The sequence below is a fragment of the Ferrovibrio terrae genome, assembly GCF_943372915.1.
Taxonomy (GTDB): Bacteria; Pseudomonadota; Alphaproteobacteria; order Ferrovibrionales; family Ferrovibrionaceae; genus Ferrovibrio; species Ferrovibrio terrae_A.
The window spans coordinates 47510-62734 of sequence record NZ_CALSAN010000002.1 but is presented as its reverse complement, the minus strand read 5'-3'; the positions used below and the strand labels follow the sequence as shown (position 1 = coordinate 62734).

Here is a 15225-nt window from a genome sequence, read left to right as displayed (position 1 = left end):
GCCCTCAACACTATAGTCCTGACAGTGAGTTTACCAGATAGTCGGGTGGAAAACGGGTGATGCGGCTGGACGGAAAACGCGTCCTGGTGTGCAACTGCGAAGGCACCATGCCGCTGGACGGCAAGGCGCTGGCCAAGGCCTGTGGCGCAACAGAGGGTAGCGAGGCAGCAACGCAGCTCTGTCGCGCCGAACTGGGCCGTTTCCAGGCCGCGCTGAAAGCTGGCGAGCCGCTGACGGTGGCCTGCACCCAGGAAAGTGCGTTGTTCGATGAGCAGCGCGAGGAGCTGCGCAGCGACACGCCGGTCTCCTACGTCAATATCCGCGAAACCGCCGGCTGGTCGTCCGAGGCCGCCGATGCGATGCCGAAAATGGCGGCGTTGATCGCGGCAGCGGCGGTGCCGACCCCGGCCTTGCCGACCGTGACGATGAAATCCGAAGGCGTTGCGCTGATCTATGGCCGCGACGAGGTGGCGATTGCCGCCGCCCGGCAGCTCAGCAGTCGCCTTGATGTCACCATCATGCTCGACCGGCCGAAGGATGTTGCGGCACAGCCGCAGATGGATCTGCCGATCGTACAGGGCCATATCGCCGGGGCGCGCGGCCATCTTGGGGCCTTCGAACTGGTGGTCGACAATTACGCTCTGCCATTGCCGTCGTCGCGCCAGAGCCTGAAATTCGGCGCACCCCGCAACGGCGCCAGCTCCACCTGCGACATCATCATCGACCTCACCGGCGGCACGCCGCTGTTTCCGGCGCATGAAAAGCGCGACGGTTATTTCCGGCCCGATCCGAAAGATCCGGCGGCGGTACAGCGGGCCTTGTTCGAGGCCAGCGATCTGACCGGCAGTTTTGAAAAGCCGATCTATGTCGCCTACCATGCTGAAATCTGCACCCATTCGCGCTCGAAAAAGACCGGCTGCACGCGTTGCCTGGATGTCTGCCCCACCGGCGCCATCACGCCGTCAGGGGATCATGTCACGATTGATCCATATATCTGCGGTGGCTGCGGCAACTGCGGTGCGGTCTGTCCCACCGGTGCTGCCGAATACCGCCTGCCGCCGCCGGCGACGCTGGCCGAACAGCTGCGCGCCCTGTTGCTGGCCTATCGCGAGGCTGGCGGTCGCCAGGCCGTAGTGCTGGTGCATGATGCCAAGCATGGTGCGCCGCTGATCGATGCCTTGGCCCGCCATGGCGACGGCCTGCCGGCGCGCGTGTTGCCCTTTGCCGTCAATGCGCTTGGCGAATGCAATGTCGCCTTCTTCGCCTCTGCCTTCTCCTATGGCGCAGCCGATCTGCGCCTGCTGACGCCGGGCAAGCGCAACGATGACGCGGCCGGCATCGGCCAGCAGATGGCCCTGGCTGAAAGCGTGCAGGTCGGCCTCGGCTATGAGGGCGGCCGTGTCGGCCTGATCGAAACCGATGACCCCGAGCAGCTTGGCGCGGCCCTGGCGGCACTACCGCGGCGCGAGGGACCGAGTGGTGCCAGCTATCTGCCGATGGGGCGCAACCGCGATCTGGCCCGACTGGCCTTCCGTCATCTGCACAGCGTGGCGCCGCAGCCGGTCGATGCGATTGCCCTGCCGCCGGGCGCACCCTTTGGCAATCTGCAGATCGATGCGGAAAACTGCACACTCTGCCTGGCCTGCGTCTCGGCCTGCCCGACCGGCGCGCTGAGCGACGATCCGGAACGGCCTCGGCTCAGCTTCACCGAAGATGCCTGCGTGCAATGCGGCCTGTGCAAGAACACCTGTCCGGAAAAGGTGATCGCGCTGGAGCCGCGGATCAATTTCACATCTGAGTCGGCCCGTCAGCGCCAGGTGAAGGAAGAAGAACCCTTCCACTGCATCCGTTGCGCCAAACCGTTCGGCACCAAATCCTCCATCGAGAAGGTGATTGCCAAGCTGGAGGGCAAGCACTGGATGTATGGCAAGGGCGGCGACATTGCCGACCGCATGCGCATGTGCGCCGACTGCCGCATCATCGTGCAGAGCGAGAACAAGATCGATCCCTATGCCGGCGCGCCGCGGCCCGATGTGCGCACCACCGACGATTACCTGGCCGAACGTGCCGCCGCCGAACTGAAGGCGTCGGGCAAGAAGCCCTCATGACGGTGCCGGTATGAAAGTGCTGGGCATTTCCGGCTGGAGCGGCGCCGGCAAAACCACCCTGCTGGCCGCGCTGATCCCGCTGCTCACGGCACGGGGCATCACGGTCTCCACCATCAAGCATGCGCATCACGACTTCGATGTCGACAGGCCCGGCAAGGATTCCTATCGCCACCGCGAGGCTGGTGCCAGCGAAGTGCTGATCAGCTCGGCCAAACGCTATGCCATCATGCATGAGCATCGCGGTGCGCCGGAACCGACGCTGGAGGATCTGCTCACGCGGCTCAATCCGGTCGATCTGGTTCTGGTGGAAGGCTTCAAGAAATCCAGCCATGCCAAGATCGAGGTCTGGCGCGCCGCTGTCGGCAAGCCGCTGTTGCAGGCAGAAGATGCCAGTGTCATCGCGGTCGCCAGTGATGCGCCGGTGCCGGAACTGAGTGTGCCGCAGCTCGATGCAAATCAGCCGCAGCAGGTGGCTGATTTCATCATCGCCTGGCTGGATCGACCGACCGCCACGTGGGACGGGGCGCGCCGTGGCGCAGCTGAGTGACGACTGTTTCGCCCATGGCGGCGCCCTGATGCGGCTGGACGATGCGCTGGCCGAACTGACCCAGCGCCTCGTTCCCATCGCCCCTTCCGAAACCCTGCCGATCGCCTTATGCCGTGGCCGTATCCTGGCCATGCCGCTGGCCGCCAGGGTGGCCGTACCGCCACGCGACAATTCCGCTGTCGATGGGTATGCGGTTTATCACGACGACCTGTCAAAAGACGGCGAGACCCGCCTGCCGGTGATCGGTCGTGCTGCCGCCGGCCATCCTTTCGAGGGACCGCAACCGCGCGGCACCGCAGTGCGCATGCTGACCGGCGCCGTCATGCCGCGGGGCGAAAATGGCGACCCCGATACCGTGATGATGCAGGAAGACTGCATGCGCGATGGCGATACCGTGGTGGTCCGCCCGGGCATCAAGCGCGGTGCCAATCGCCGGATTGCCGGCGAGGATATTCAGGCCGGCGAGACGATGCTCAAGGCAGGCCGCATTCTGAGCGCCGCCGATCTGGCGCTGGCGGCTGCCGGCGGCCATGCCATGCTGCCGGTGCACCGGCCCTTGCGCGTGGCGCTGCTCTCGACCGGTGATGAGGTGCACGAGGCCGGCAGCACGCTACCCGATGGCGGTATCTACGACGCCAACCGGCCGCTGCTGGCCGCCCTGCTGACGGCTGCCGGCTGCAAGGTGAGCGATCTGGGTATCCAGCCCGACCGCCGCGATCATCTCGCGGCTGTCTTTGCCCAGGCAGCCCGCGAGCATGATGCGGTGGTCAGTTCCGGCGGCGTTTCCACGGGCGACGAGGATCACGTGAAGGCCGCCATCGAGGCCCATGGCCGGCTGGATTTCTGGCGCCTGGCGATCAAGCCGGGCCGGCCGGTGGCACTGGGGCTGATCGGCCGGGTGCCGTTTTTCGGCCTGCCGGGCAATCCGGTGGCGGCGCTGCTCACTTTCTGCTTTTTCGCCCGCCCGCTGCTGCAGCGGCTGAATGGTGCCCTGCCGCAGGCGCCACGCAGCTTCCCGGTGACCGCCGGATTTTCCTACCGGAAGAAATCCGACCGCCGCGAATGGGTGCGGGTCTCGTTGCAGGACGACGGGAACGGCGGCTGGCGGGCGGAGAAATATGCCGTCGATGGCGCCGGCGTCATCACGTCGCTGACCCGCACGGATGGCCTGCTGGAGCTGCCGGAAGACCTGCTGCGGCTGGAGCCGGGACAGCCCGTGCGCTTCTATCCGTACGAAACGCTCGGGCTGTAGCGGATTACAGAATCGTCGGGTTCGGTGCGTCGCCGTAGACTTCCTTCGGATCGAACATCTTCTCCTTCTCCTCGAAGGTGAGTTCGACCTTGTCGGCCGATGCGCCGGTCGGCACCGAACGGTAGAAGCAGGAGCGGTAGCCGACATGGCAGGAGGCATCGCCCGGAATGGTCACGCGCAGCCAGACCGCATCCTGGTCGTCGTCGATGCGCATCTCGACCACTTTCTGCACCAGACCCGAGGTGGCGCCCTTGTGCCACAACACCTTGCGGCTGCGGCTGTAGTAATGCGCCTCGCCGGTCTCGATGGTCTTGCGCAGTGCTTCGGCATTCATATAGCCGAGCATCAGTACCTCGCCGCTTTCGGCGGCGGTGGTGACACAGGCGATCAGGCCGTCGGCGTCGAATTTCGGCGCCAGATCCTTGCCTTCTTCGACCTGCTCAATGGAGACGCGATTGGCGAACACGGGGCTTGCTCCTGACCGGCCAGCCTGTAGAAACTGCCCGGATTGCTCTTGAAGGAATGGCCGTTATATATCGTCGGGTGGCCGGTGCTTCAAGCCGAGCCGGCCGAGGAGTAGCCTAAGCGCCATGCTGAATGCCCTCTACAACGAAAAAATCCTTAATTTTGCGGCACATATCGGCCAAACCGAGCGCCTGACCGCCCCGGATGCCACCGTGACGCACCACAGCCCGCTCTGCGGCAGCCGGATCACCGTGGACCTGACCCTGGCCCCGGACGGCCGGGTGGCCGCCTATGGCCAGCAGGTGCGGGCCTGTGCGCTCGGCCAGGCCGCCGCCAGCATCCTGGGCCGGCATATCGTTGGCCAGGACGCTGCCACCCTGCGCCAGCTGGTGGGGGTGATGCGCAGCATGCTGAAGGAAAATGGCCCGCCGCCGGGGGCGGATTTCGCCGGTGGCGCCTTCAGCGACCTGGAGGTGCTGGTGCCGGTGCGCGAGCACAAGGCCCGCCACAACGCCGTGCTGCTGCCCTTCGAGGCAGCGGTGAAGGCAATCGACCAGATCGAAGCGGCGAAAAAGGCCTAGGCGGCTTTCAGTTCCGCCTTCGCCACCGACTGGATCAGCGCAATCATGCCGTTCAGGCCGTTGATGCGGTTGGATGTGATGTTTTCCCACACGCCGATGCGCTGCAGGAAGTCAGGCGGGTTATCGATGATCTCCTGCGGCTTGCGGCCGGAATAGACCTTCAGCAGCAGGGCGATCAGCCCGGCAACGATCTCGGACTCGCTGCTGGCTTGGTAATACACCCGGCCATCGCGCGCTTCGCCATGCAGCCAGGCGCGATTGATGCAGCCCTTCACCCGCCATGCATCGGTGCGCAGCTCGTCAGGATAGGCGGGCAGGGCGCGGCCAAGATCGATCAGGAAACGATAGCGGTCCATCCAGTCGTCGAACATCGAGAAGTCTTCGACGATCTCTTCCTGCACGGCCTTGATATCAGGCTCGCTCATGAGGCCACCCGCCAGGTGGTTTCACCCGCCTTGTCTTCCAGCAGGATTCCTTTGGCAGCGAGGTCGTCGCGGATGCGGTCCGATTCTGCCCAGTCCTTGCGCGCGCGCGCAGCCTTGCGTTCGGCGATCAGTGCCTCGATGGCCGCGGTATCCACATCGGCGGCACCGGCACCTTTCATCCAGGCGGCGGGATCCTGCTGCAAAAGGCCGAGTAGCCAGCCGCAGGCCAGCAGTTCGCCCTTCAGGCGGGCCCGCTCGGCGGCATCGCTGGCCTTGTTCGCGGCATTGGCGATCTGGTGCAGTTCGGCCAGCGCCTTGGGCGTATTGAGGTCGTCGGCCAGCGCCGCCATGAAGCCGGCCGGCGCAGGGCCGTCACTGGCTTGCACGTCCTTCAGGCTGTCGAGTGCGCGATACAGGCGGTCGAGCTGGGCGCGCGCATCCTTCACCGCAGTCTCGGTCCAGTCGAGCGGCTGACGGTAATGCGCCGACAGCAGCACCAGGCGCAGTGCTTCACCCGGGGCAAGCTCCAGCAGATTGTGCACCAGCGTCACATTGCCGAGTGACTTTGACATCTTCTCGGCATTGATGTTGACGAAGCCGTTGTGCATCCAGACGCGGCAGAACAGTGCGCCATTATGGGCGCAGGTGCTCTGGGCGATTTCATTCTCATGATGCGGGAAGATCAGGTCATGGCCGCCGCCATGGATATCGATCGGGCCGATGCCGAAATTGCGTTCGATCATGGCCGAGCATTCGATATGCCAGCCCGGCCGGCCCCGGCCCCAGGGGCTGTCCCAGCCCGTCATGTCGGGGGTAGAGGGTTTCCAAAGGGTGAAATCGGCCGGGTCGCGCTTGTAGGGCGCCACGTCGACGCGAGCCCCGGCGATCATATCGTCGCGGTCGCGGCGCGACAGCTGGCCATAATCCTTGAAGGACGGCACATGGAACAGTACCTGGCCATCTTCCTCGTAGGCATTGCCGGTGGCAATCAGCCGCTCAATCATTGCGATGATGGCACCGATGTGCTGGGTCACCTTCGGTTCGATGGTCGGCGGCAGCACGCCTAGCGCGCCCATGTCGGCATGATAGGCAGCCAGATAGCGATCGGTGATCACACTGATCGGCACGCCCTGGTCCTTGGCCGACTGGTTGATCCTGTCGTCCACGTCCGTGACGTTGCGGGCATAGACCACGGCCGGGAAGTTGCGCTGCATCAGGCGATACAGGGTGTCGAACACCACGGCCGGTCTGGCGTTGCCGATATGGGCATAGTTGTAGACCGTGGGGCCGCAGACATACATGGTCACCCGCTGCGGATCGAGCGGCCGGAAGACTTCCTTCTGGCGGGTGAGCGTATTGTAGAGGTGAATGTCCATGTTCCGGAGCCTGTGTTATGGTCCGGAATATAGGCAATAGTGGCGGAATCGCAACCGGCGGGCCGGCCCGCCACAGCGTCTGAACGCCGGAAAATCGCCCTGAAAGCGCGAACTAGCGCAGGTAGTTGACCAGCGAAAGCTGCAGGCTGTCGCGGGTGATCACGTAGCTGGCTTCCAGCGTGGTCTGCAGGTTTTTGATATTCACCGAGACCTCGCCGATATCGATATTCTCGATGCCGCCGATGCGCACCTTGACGACGTCCAGCGAACGGTCGTGGCGCTCCTGCACTTCCTGCAGTTGCTGCTGCTTGTAGCCGTTGCGCGAGGCAATCGTCTTAAGCTGGGTGATGGCGGTGTTCAACTGGTCGCGCGCATCATCGACGCGGGCCTGGTAGTTGTTCGGATCGGTCGCGATGTCCTGGGTGGCGTCGCGGAAACGGATGATCGAGTCGATCAGGGTCTGGAAGCCGTCTTCGGCGGCCGAGACACCATAGCTCAGCTGCTCGTTGTCATCCGAGTACAGGGTCGTGCCGGCGGCGTCATAATAGTCGTCATAGGTGCCGGGCGCCGTGGCGGTCGGATTAATGTAGAAGTCGGCAGCCGAAGCGTAGTTCGTGGTGCCCGGGAAAGCCGCCGGCACCGTGAAGGGAACGAAAGTGTTGAAGCCCACACCGGGAACCGCACCGGCCGGATAGACGGTGGCCAGGCCAGAGATCGAGCCGTTGATCGGGTTTTCGGTATAATTGGTGCCGGCGAACAGGAAGCGGTCGCCATCCTTGGTCTGCAGCAGGCCGCCGATGCGGTCGAGCAGCACATTGGCCTGCACATTCGGCGCCGCGGTTGAGGCGAAGAAGGGGTCGCGGTTCTTGATCATCGTATCCTGCGCCTCGGTGGCGATATCGATGATCTCTTCGATGGTCAGTGCGTAAAGGTCGGTACGGTTCTGCGCCGTCTGCACCGCGCTCTTGTAATTGTTGATCGTGCCGACTTCCGACTTCAGCGAGCCGAGCTCCTGGGCACGCTGCGACACGCCGATCAGGCCGTCGGCATAGCGGCCGTCGGCCAGCTGCTGGTTCTGCTTGCTCAGCTGCAGGTTCAGCAGCCGGATGTTGCGGGTGACATCGAGCTGGGTGGCGTACTGGGTGGTTCCTACGAGCGCAACCATGATTTACCTCCCGATGTTGACGAGGGTGTCAAACATCTGCGTGACCGTGTTCATCACATTGGCCAGCGCGGCATAATTGTTCTGCAGAACCTGAAGCTGCGCAAGCTCGTCGTCGATGTTGACGCCCGTCAAGTTGCGGTATTTCTGGTCCAGGGTGTTTTCCAGGCGTTCTGCCGAGTCACGCTGGATTTCGTTGTCGGCAGCGGCGCGGGCATGGTAGGCCAGAATGCTGTTGGCGACACCGAAAATATTGACATTGGCGATCACCAGGCCGTTCGGATCGGTCGTCCGATTGATCTGCGCATTGGTCCGCGTGGTGTTGCGCATGGCCTGCTGTACCGTACCGGCGACGCTGGCATCCAGAGTGCTCGGGTCGGCCATTACACCTGCTTCAACCATGATGCGGCCAGCTTCATCCGGCGGCGTCGCCACAGTGCCATTGTAGTCGAAGAATACGCCGCCGTAGGCAGTGTTGACCACATCAGAAAGGTTCGAGGCAAAAGCATCGAGCTGGTTGAAGAACTTCGCCAGCACAGCGACGTTGGGGTCGGTTGAGGCGAGGCCGGTTGTCGTGCTGTCGAGATAGTCGATCGAGGCGCGGGTCGTACCATTCAGGAAGCCGGCCGTTACGTCGGCACCCGAGCTTTGCAGGTAGATACCGGGCTGTGGATAGGTCGGAGGATTGGCGACGGAAATATAGTCGAACTGCTGGGAGACGGTTCCGACCAGCTGAACGCCGCCTTCGGTGTAAACGAACAGCTCGCCGCGATCGTTCTTGATGGTGCGGATGCCAACCTTGTCCGACAGTGCTGCAATTTCCGCGTCACGCAGATCTTCGAGATCGCCGATCGGCGCGCCGGCGGCAGCCTGAGAGGCGATCTTGCCATTCAGTTCGGCGATCTTGTTCGTCGATTCGTTAAGCGAGTCAATCTGGCTGCGCAGGTTCTCCTGCGCGCGGCTCTGCAATTCAGACTGCAGGCCGTTGAGACGTCGAATTTCCGTGGCCAGCTCGTTGCCGCGCTGCACGACCAGGTTTTTCAGATCGTTGTTTTCGGGCGTAGCTTCCAGCTGCTTCCAGGCATCCTCGAAGCGCGTCAGCATCGCCAGCATAGTGGGCTGGTCACCCGTGGTATTGGTAGCGTCCAGCGTTTCCGCCAGTTCCTTGGTATAGGTGAGCTGCTGCTGCAGACGGCCGAAATCGGCATTCGCCCTGTACAGATCCTGCTGGATTTCCGGCGCGGCAACGCGAGTGATGCTGGAGATCAGCGCGGCAGAGGGCAGACCTTCCGCAACCGGCGTAGTGAGGGTGGCAACCTTGCGGGTGTAATTCGGATTCTGCGCGTTGGAGACGTTGCCCGCCGCCAGGCGCGTCTGGCTCTGCAGGGTCTGCAGGCCGATCACGGCGGTGTTGAGGGCAGCGCTCAGAGACATGACGCAAAATCCTTTCTGGCGGGGTGGAGGATGACCGCCGGGCGGGTGCCCGGCGGTCAGTCAGCGTTAGCGGCGGATATTGATGGTTTCCTGCAGCAATTCGTCGGCGGCGGTAATCAGCCGGGCATTGGCCGAGTAGGTGCGCTGGGCGACGATCAGCTTGGAGAACTCTTCCGCGATGTCGACGTTCGAGCCTTCGATGGCGGCCGAGACATAGTCACCGGCACCGCTCGCACCGGACTGCGAGAGAACCGCGGCACCCGAGCTGGGGGTTTCCACGAAGGCGTTGCCGGCGACGCGGTCCAGTTCGGTTGGATCGCGGAATTTCGCCACCGGGATCTGGTAGAACTGTTTGACGTTGCCGTTGTCGAAGGTGACCGAGACGAAGCCGTCCTGGTCGATGGCGAGGTTCTTGAAGTTACCCTGCGGCACACCGTTCTGCTGGAAATTGTTCAGCGTCAGTGTATCGCCGGCATACTGCGTGGTGCCGATCGAGTTGCCATAGGAACCGAGGTCGAGACGGATCTGCTGGCCGCCCGAACCGTAGTCGAGGCTGAAGCTCAGCGAGGCATCGTCGTTGGTCGCGGTGGCATTCGAGCCGACCAGACCGCCGGAGGGCGTGGTGCCATCGGCGGCGCCCAGGCTGGAGATCGTGCCGGGGCCTGCCACAGTGGTGGTCGCGCCGATCGAGGCGCCGAACACCACCGTCACCGGACCAAAGGCCGACACGGTCGCGCCGGTCGCCGTCACGTCCAGCGTCCAGGTATTGTTGCCGGTGCGGGTCCAGGTCAGGTCGAGCGTGCGGGCATTGCCCAGCGCGTCGAAGATCTGGATTGAACTGGCCGGCAGGGTGGCGGGCAGGGCGCCCGAGGTGTTGAGTGCGTTGGACGGCAGGTTGGCGGCATATTCCACCACGCTGGTCGCAACCGGCGCGTCGAGCAGGTTGGACACGCGCACTTCCTCGGTGGCCGAGCTGTCGACCACGCCGGTGACCGGGTCGATTGGCCAGCCGCGAAGGTAGTAGCCCGACGAGTTCACGAGGAAGCCGTCGTTATTCTGGTTGAAGTCGCCGACGCGGGTGAAGTAGCTGGTGGTTTCGAAAGTCGGCAGGCCGGTCGTCTGATCCTGGCCGTTCTTTTTCGAGACCGGCATGAAGCCGCCGCCGACCAGGGCGATCGAGGTGGTGGATGACACCTGCTGGATCGCGCCTTGTGAATTGTTGGCGAAGAACGGCTGATTGATCACACCGCCCGGAGAATGCGTGTTTGCCTGGGCGCTGGACTGCGTCACCAGCGTCTGGAAGCGCGATTCCACCTTCTTGTAACCGATGGTGCTCGCGTTCGCGACGTTGTCCGAAATGAAGCCGATGGCGGATGACTGGCCATTCAGGCCGGTAATCGAAGTCTGTAAAGCGCCACTAATTGACATAACACTGCCTCCTGGCTGGAAACCGATTTGGCAGTACAGGAGCAAGCGGCGTGCCAGTTTTGGCGGGCCTGGCTAATGTCTTATTATTTCAGGGCTTTTTATAATATTTCGGGACTAGGTAAACGCGGCAGCTTCTGCCGTGTCACATCATTGCAGGGGGTGGTCCGGCAGAATTTGCCGGGCTCTTTCCGGCCCGGCCCGGGTCAGCCGCGGTTGAGGCCGGGCACCCAGAGCACATCCGCAGCGCCATCCCGGTTGGCGTGGCGGGCGGCTACAAACAGGTGGTCGGACAGCCGGTTGATATAGCTGAGTGCCGCCGGATTGACCCGTTCCGCATCCTGCAGGGCGGTGACCAGCCGCTCGGCGCGGCGGACCACGGTGCGGGCCAGATGCAGATAGGCCGCTGCCGGGCTGCCGCCGGGCAGTATAAAAGATGTCAGCGGGCTGAGCCGGCTGTTCATGGCGTCGATCTCGGCTTCCAGCCGGTCGACCTGCACCTGGTCGACCCGCAGGGCGGGGCGGCGGCGCGGATCGCTCTCTTCGTCTTCCGGGGTCGACAGGTCGGCGCCCAGGTCGAACAGGTCATTCTGGATGCGCGACAGCATGGCATCCAGATCGGTCTCTGCCGTATGCAGCCGCGCCATGCCGATGGTGGCATTGGCCTCGTCCACCGCGCCATAGGCCTCGACCCGCAGATCGTGCTTGGGGACGCGCTCGCCGTTCCCCAGCGAGGTCATGCCCTTGTCGCCGCCGCGCGTATAGATCCGGTCGAGTTTCACCATGGCGAAGCGGCCTTAGTTGCGGAAGGCAAAACTGGCAATGCCAATCAGGATAATGGCAATGAACTGCAGCAGGATGCGCCAGCGCATCAGCAGGTTGGAATAGGAGCGGTTGAAGCGGCCACCCCGGAACAGGGCAAAGATGCCCACGCACAGCACCAGGAAGGTGGCGACGGCAAAGGCCGGGATCAGCATGTTGACGACTGTCTGCATGACCGGAGGATATAGTGTCAGACGGGGGCAATCCAACGGCCTGATGGGGTCTGGCGGTGATCCGGGGCGCGGCGCAAGGCCGCAGGCAGGACACAATCCGGTGGCTCTGGGCCCGGCCGGCTTCTATTCTGTTTCCGGACTGGAGGCCATGCCGTGCAGGCAAGCGCGAAGAATTTGGTGCGATACTGGGAGAACCGGCATATGCCGGGGCTCAGTCTGCTGCATGCCGATTTCACCCGCCACGATTATGCCCCGCACAGTCATGACGCTCTGGTGGTGGCCGTCACCGAGGCCGGCGGGGCCGAATTCACGAGCCGCGGCCATACCGAGGAAGCCCGCGAGGATGTCCTCCTGGTCTTCAATCCCGATGAGCCGCATTCGGGCCGCATGGCCCGCAGCCTGCGCTGGCGCTACCGCTCTATATATCTGGACGGACAGGCCATCGCCGAGTCGGCCCGTTTGGCCGATCTGCCCCGGCCGGCCTATTTCACGGCCAACCTGTTTCGCGATCCGGAACTGGTGAGCCTGTTTCACAGCCTGCATTGCGTGCTTGAACAGGCCGATGATCCTCTGCACCAGCAGGAATTGCTGGCGCAGGGCTTTGCAATGCTCGCGGGCCGCTATGGCAGCCAGCAGCGCCCGGCCGCAGAAGCCGCCAGGGGGCGGCATCCGATGCGGCAACTGCTGGCAGTGATGGAGGAGCGCCATCCTGAGCGCCTGATGCTGGACGATCTCAGCGATCCGCTGGGTCTCAGTTCGTTTCAGCTGATCCGGCTGTTCCGCCAGGCCACCGGGCTGACCCCGCATGCCTACCTCACCCAGATCCGGCTGAAGGCCGCCCTGCGTCATCTGCGGGACGGCATGCCGATTGCCGAGGCGGCGCTGGCCGCCGGCTTTTTCGACCAGAGTGCCCTCAACCGGCATTTCCGCCGGGTCTACGGCATTACGCCCCGGCAGTTTGTCGCTGCCCAGGTTGCCTGACCGACCGCATCGCGCAATTTTTGCCAAGAAGCTGATCCTTCGCCTGCCTACCGTCCGCCTTTGGACGATGAGGAAGCGATGTCACGGTATTTCTGTCACCTGAATCCCGAAGTCATGACCCTGCGCAGTACGGTGCTGGCCAGCCGGCCCGGCCTGGTCCGCCTGGCCGAGATGCCTTTCTATCCGGGTGGTGGCGGTCAGTTGCCTGATCTGGGAGTACTGGCCTGGAGCGGCGGCACGGTTGCAGTGGAAGGCTTTGAGAGTATCGATTGCCAGCTCTGGATCAGGCTGCAGCACCCGGTTGAACTGACCGGAGAGGTGGAGGCGCAGGTCGATCCGGCATTTCGCCAGACCATGCGTGAACTGCACACCGATCTGCATATCCTCAATGCCCTGGTCTTCCAGGCCTTCGATGGGGCGCTGGTCACCGGCGTGCAGATGAATGCCGACGCCACGGCACGGATCGACTTCGATCTGCCCGATGCCGATAACGATCGCCTGCGGGCCCTGGAGCCGGCGATCAACGATGCGATCCGCCAGGATCTGCCGGTGAGGGAAACCTATCTTCCGCTCGACGATGCCTATGACGAGAAGGGTCTGTTGCGGTCACGCTCGGTGACGCCGCCGCCCACCACCGATGGCCTGATCCGCATCATCGAAATCGCCGGGCTTGACCGTCAGGCCTGTGGTGGCACCCACCTGGTCTCGACCGGCGCATCGCGACCGGTCCGCATTCTCAAGATCGATAACAAGGGTCGGCATAACCGGCGCATGCGCATCGGCCTTGCGGGCTGAATGATGGCCCACTGGCTGAATGCGATCTGGCAGCGGCCATATCTGCTGCTCTGGCTGCCTCCGGCTTTCTGGGCCGGTAACCTGGTGCTTGGACGCAGCCTGGCTGACACCATGCCGCCGGTGACGCTGGCAGTCGGGCGCTGGGTGGTGGCGCTGGCTGTGTTGCTGCCTTTCGTATTGCGAATGCTGTGGCGCCAGCGCGCGCTGCTGTGGCAGCAACGCTGGCTGATTCTGCTCTGCGGTACATTCGGGATCGCCGGCTACAACGCATTGGCCTATGTCGCCTTGCGTACGGTGCCGGCGGTGAATGTTGCTTTTCTCAATTCCACCTTGCCGCTGATGATTCCGGTCGCCGCCTTCGTGCTGACCCGTGAAACCGTGCCCTATCGCACGGCGCTCGGCATCGCGGTTTCCTTCCTGGGGATCAGCTGGATTGTCTCGCGCGGCGAGATGCAGGCATTGCTGACCCTGCGGTTTGAGCGTGCCGACCTGCTGGTGCTGTTGGCCATTCTGAATTATGCGCTCTATTCGGTTCTGCTACGGCGCCGGCCGGCAGCACTCGACCCTTTGGCGTTTCTGGCCGCCACCATGATAGCCGGCCTGCTGGTATTGTTGCCCTTCTGGCTCTGGGAACTGGCCGATGGTGCGGTGCTTCCCTTTGATGCGGCTTCGCTATCGGCTGTGCTCTATATCGGCATCTTTGCCTCCCTGCTGGCCTTCATCCTGTGGAACCGTTGTGTGGCCATGTTGGGGGCGGCGGTGACCGGCGTTTCGTTTCACCTTGTGGCCGTTTTCACAGCCATTCTCGCTTTTGCCCTGCTGGGTGAACCAGTGCATGGCTTCCATGCTGTCGGTATTGCGCTGATCCTCGCCGGCTTTGGCCTGGCCACCCTTCCGGCGCGGAAGATGCGCAGAGTGTCATGACCATCCGGGCGGCCGAACGCATCGCTGCGGTGCGGCGGTTCAACCGCTTCTACACGCAATATGTTGGCGCGCTGGACGACAGCCTGCTGCGCAGCGCCTTCTCGCTCACCGAGGTACGGGTGCTGTTCGAACTGGCCCATGGACCAGCCACCACGGCACGCGCGCTAGGCCATCGGCTAGGTCTGGATGCCGGTTACCTCAGTCGTATCCTGCAGCGTTTCCGTCGCGACGGCCTGCTGACACGTGACGCCAGTCCGCAAGACAGGCGCGAATACTGGCTGCGCCTGACACCGGCGGGCCGGGCGGCTTTTGCGCCGCTGGATCGTGCCGCCAGTCGTGAGGTCGCCCGGATGCTGAGATCGCTCAGCCAGGACAATCAGCACAGGCTGCTGGCTGCAATGCAGACCATCCAGCGTCTGCTGGATTAAAGCGCGCGCAGGGCCTGCTTCAGTTTGGCGATGGCCGCTTCATCGCGGCGATAGAAGGTCCACTGCCTGATGCGCTTGCCCTGCAGCAGACCGGCCTGCTGCAGGATCTTCAGGTGTTCGCTGGCGGTGGGTTGGCTGACCCCCAGCTTCTCGGCGATCAGCAGGCCGCAGACGCCATCCTTCACCAGGTCGCCATCCACCTGCGGACGGAAATGCGCCTTCGGATCGCGCAGCCAGTCCAGGATGGCGAGGCGTCGGTCGCTGGCCAGCGCCCGGAAGGCGGCGAGAGATGTTTCTTTGGAAGACATATTGCCAATTAGCCATTTT

17 protein-coding genes are annotated in these 15225 nt (G+C 63.6%); 8 read left to right on the top strand and 9 right to left on the bottom strand.

What is annotated here, in order from left to right:
- Positions 1-59 precede the first annotated feature (59 nt).
- From AAG821_RS01765 to glp, 3 genes are read left to right on the top strand one after another with little or no spacing between them, the layout of a single operon-like run.
- Positions 60-2108 carry a 4Fe-4S binding protein gene (locus AAG821_RS01765; protein WP_341915472.1) on the top strand — a complete coding sequence of 683 codons (2049 nt, stop codon included), beginning with the start codon at positions 60-62 and terminating at the stop codon, positions 2106-2108.
- 10 nt (positions 2109-2118) lie between these two features.
- A complete protein-coding gene (gene mobB, locus AAG821_RS01760; protein ID WP_341915470.1) occupies positions 2119-2655 on the top strand; it encodes a molybdopterin-guanine dinucleotide biosynthesis protein B in 537 nt (178 codons plus the stop codon).
- Positions 2639-3907 carry a gephyrin-like molybdotransferase Glp gene (glp, locus tag AAG821_RS01755; RefSeq protein WP_341915469.1) on the top strand — a complete coding sequence of 423 codons (1269 nt, stop codon included), beginning with the start codon at positions 2639-2641 and terminating at the stop codon, positions 3905-3907. Before mobB ends, glp begins: the two co-directional genes overlap by 17 nt.
- A gap of 4 nt (positions 3908-3911) precedes the next feature.
- Here glp and hisI read toward each other — a convergent pair whose 3' ends face one another.
- Positions 3912-4373 carry a phosphoribosyl-AMP cyclohydrolase gene (gene hisI, locus AAG821_RS01750; protein ID WP_341915468.1) on the bottom strand — a complete coding sequence of 154 codons (462 nt, stop codon included), beginning with the start codon at positions 4371-4373 and terminating at the stop codon, positions 3912-3914.
- A 124-nt stretch (positions 4374-4497) separates the two neighbouring features.
- On the opposite strand from hisI, the gene AAG821_RS01745 reads away from it, so the two are divergent.
- Positions 4498-4953: an iron-sulfur cluster assembly scaffold protein gene (locus AAG821_RS01745; protein WP_341915466.1), complete on the top strand. Its 456-nt coding sequence runs from the start codon at positions 4498-4500 to the stop codon at positions 4951-4953.
- Here the strand turns inward: AAG821_RS01745 and AAG821_RS01740 are convergent.
- The 7 genes from AAG821_RS01740 to AAG821_RS01710 all read right to left on the bottom strand — a co-directional run bounded on the left by AAG821_RS01740 (position 4950) and on the right by AAG821_RS01710 (position 11770).
- Positions 4950-5378 carry a SufE family protein gene (locus tag AAG821_RS01740; RefSeq protein ID WP_341915465.1) on the bottom strand — a complete coding sequence of 143 codons (429 nt, stop codon included), beginning with the start codon at positions 5376-5378 and terminating at the stop codon, positions 4950-4952. The two genes, AAG821_RS01745 and AAG821_RS01740, sit on opposite strands and share 4 nt — an antisense overlap.
- Positions 5375-6754 (bottom strand): cysteine--tRNA ligase, encoded by a 1380-nt coding sequence (cysS, locus tag AAG821_RS01735; protein WP_341916198.1) that lies wholly within the window; start codon positions 6752-6754, stop codon positions 5375-5377. Before cysS ends, AAG821_RS01740 begins: the two co-directional genes overlap by 4 nt.
- A 112-nt stretch (positions 6755-6866) precedes the next feature.
- Complete coding sequence (locus AAG821_RS01730; protein ID WP_341915462.1) at positions 6867-7919, bottom strand: flagellin; 1053 nt, start codon at positions 7917-7919, stop codon at positions 6867-6869.
- Between the two features lie 3 nt (positions 7920-7922).
- Positions 7923-9350 carry a flagellar hook-associated protein FlgK gene (flgK, locus tag AAG821_RS01725; RefSeq protein WP_341915461.1) on the bottom strand — a complete coding sequence of 476 codons (1428 nt, stop codon included), beginning with the start codon at positions 9348-9350 and terminating at the stop codon, positions 7923-7925.
- Positions 9351-9416: 66 nt separating this feature from the next.
- Entirely contained in the window at positions 9417-10778 is a 1362-nt protein-coding gene (locus tag AAG821_RS01720) for a flagellar hook protein FlgE (protein ID WP_341915459.1), read from the bottom strand.
- A gap of 203 nt (positions 10779-10981) precedes the next feature.
- Positions 10982-11560 (bottom strand): cob(I)yrinic acid a,c-diamide adenosyltransferase, encoded by a 579-nt coding sequence (locus AAG821_RS01715; RefSeq protein WP_341915458.1) that lies wholly within the window; start codon positions 11558-11560, stop codon positions 10982-10984.
- Between the two features lie 12 nt (positions 11561-11572).
- Positions 11573-11770 (bottom strand): twin transmembrane helix small protein, encoded by a 198-nt coding sequence (locus AAG821_RS01710; RefSeq protein ID WP_341894689.1) that lies wholly within the window; start codon positions 11768-11770, stop codon positions 11573-11575.
- Positions 11771-11971: 201 nt separating this feature from the next.
- Here AAG821_RS01710 and AAG821_RS01705 point away from each other — a divergent pair, with 201 nt between their 5' ends.
- The 4 genes from AAG821_RS01705 to AAG821_RS01690 all read left to right on the top strand — a co-directional run bounded on the left by AAG821_RS01705 (position 11972) and on the right by AAG821_RS01690 (position 14898).
- Positions 11972-12751 carry an AraC family transcriptional regulator gene (locus AAG821_RS01705; protein ID WP_341915456.1) on the top strand — a complete coding sequence of 260 codons (780 nt, stop codon included), beginning with the start codon at positions 11972-11974 and terminating at the stop codon, positions 12749-12751.
- A gap of 114 nt (positions 12752-12865) precedes the next feature.
- Entirely contained in the window at positions 12866-13546 is a 681-nt protein-coding gene (locus AAG821_RS01700) for an alanyl-tRNA editing protein (protein ID WP_341915454.1), read from the top strand.
- Positions 13547-14470: a DMT family transporter gene (locus tag AAG821_RS01695; protein ID WP_341915453.1), complete on the top strand. Its 924-nt coding sequence runs from the start codon at positions 13547-13549 to the stop codon at positions 14468-14470. It abuts the gene before it with no gap.
- Positions 14467-14898 (top strand): MarR family transcriptional regulator, encoded by a 432-nt coding sequence (locus AAG821_RS01690; RefSeq protein WP_341915452.1) that lies wholly within the window; start codon positions 14467-14469, stop codon positions 14896-14898. The genes AAG821_RS01695 and AAG821_RS01690 overlap by 4 nt, the downstream gene beginning before the upstream one ends.
- Here AAG821_RS01690 and AAG821_RS01685 read toward each other — a convergent pair.
- Positions 14895-15206: a winged helix-turn-helix domain-containing protein gene (locus AAG821_RS01685; protein WP_341916196.1), complete on the bottom strand. Its 312-nt coding sequence runs from the start codon at positions 15204-15206 to the stop codon at positions 14895-14897. The two genes, AAG821_RS01690 and AAG821_RS01685, sit on opposite strands and share 4 nt — an antisense overlap.
- Positions 15207-15225: the final 19 nt, after the last annotated feature.

Bases quoted from the DNA above. Each gene is read 5' to 3' on its own strand.
- AAG821_RS01765 (WP_341915472.1), top strand. From the start codon at position 60: ATGCGGCTGGACGGAAAACGCGTCCTGGTGTGCAACTGCGAAGGCACC.
- mobB (WP_341915470.1), top strand. From the start codon at position 2,119: ATGAAAGTGCTGGGCATTTCCGGCTGGAGCGGCGCCGGCAAAACCACC.
- AAG821_RS01745 (WP_341915466.1), top strand. From the start codon at position 4,498: ATGCTGAATGCCCTCTACAACGAAAAAATCCTTAATTTTGCGGCACAT.
- AAG821_RS01740 (WP_341915465.1), bottom strand. From the start codon at position 5,378: ATGAGCGAGCCTGATATCAAGGCCGTGCAGGAAGAGATCGTCGAAGAC.
- cysS (WP_341916198.1), bottom strand. From the start codon at position 6,754: ATGGACATTCACCTCTACAATACGCTCACCCGCCAGAAGGAAGTCTTC.
- AAG821_RS01730 (WP_341915462.1), bottom strand. From the start codon at position 7,919: ATGGTTGCGCTCGTAGGAACCACCCAGTACGCCACCCAGCTCGATGTC.
- flgK (WP_341915461.1), bottom strand. From the start codon at position 9,350: ATGTCTCTGAGCGCTGCCCTCAACACCGCCGTGATCGGCCTGCAGACC.
- AAG821_RS01720 (WP_341915459.1), bottom strand. From the start codon at position 10,778: ATGTCAATTAGTGGCGCTTTACAGACTTCGATTACCGGCCTGAATGGC.
- AAG821_RS01715 (WP_341915458.1), bottom strand. From the start codon at position 11,560: ATGGTGAAACTCGACCGGATCTATACGCGCGGCGGCGACAAGGGCATG.
- AAG821_RS01710 (WP_341894689.1), bottom strand. From the start codon at position 11,770: ATGCAGACAGTCGTCAACATGCTGATCCCGGCCTTTGCCGTCGCCACC.
- AAG821_RS01705 (WP_341915456.1), top strand. From the start codon at position 11,972: ATGCCGGGGCTCAGTCTGCTGCATGCCGATTTCACCCGCCACGATTAT.
- AAG821_RS01700 (WP_341915454.1), top strand. From the start codon at position 12,866: ATGACCCTGCGCAGTACGGTGCTGGCCAGCCGGCCCGGCCTGGTCCGC.
- AAG821_RS01695 (WP_341915453.1), top strand. From the start codon at position 13,547: ATGATGGCCCACTGGCTGAATGCGATCTGGCAGCGGCCATATCTGCTG.
- AAG821_RS01690 (WP_341915452.1), top strand. From the start codon at position 14,467: ATGACCATCCGGGCGGCCGAACGCATCGCTGCGGTGCGGCGGTTCAAC.
- AAG821_RS01685 (WP_341916196.1), bottom strand. From the start codon at position 15,206: ATGTCTTCCAAAGAAACATCTCTCGCCGCCTTCCGGGCGCTGGCCAGC.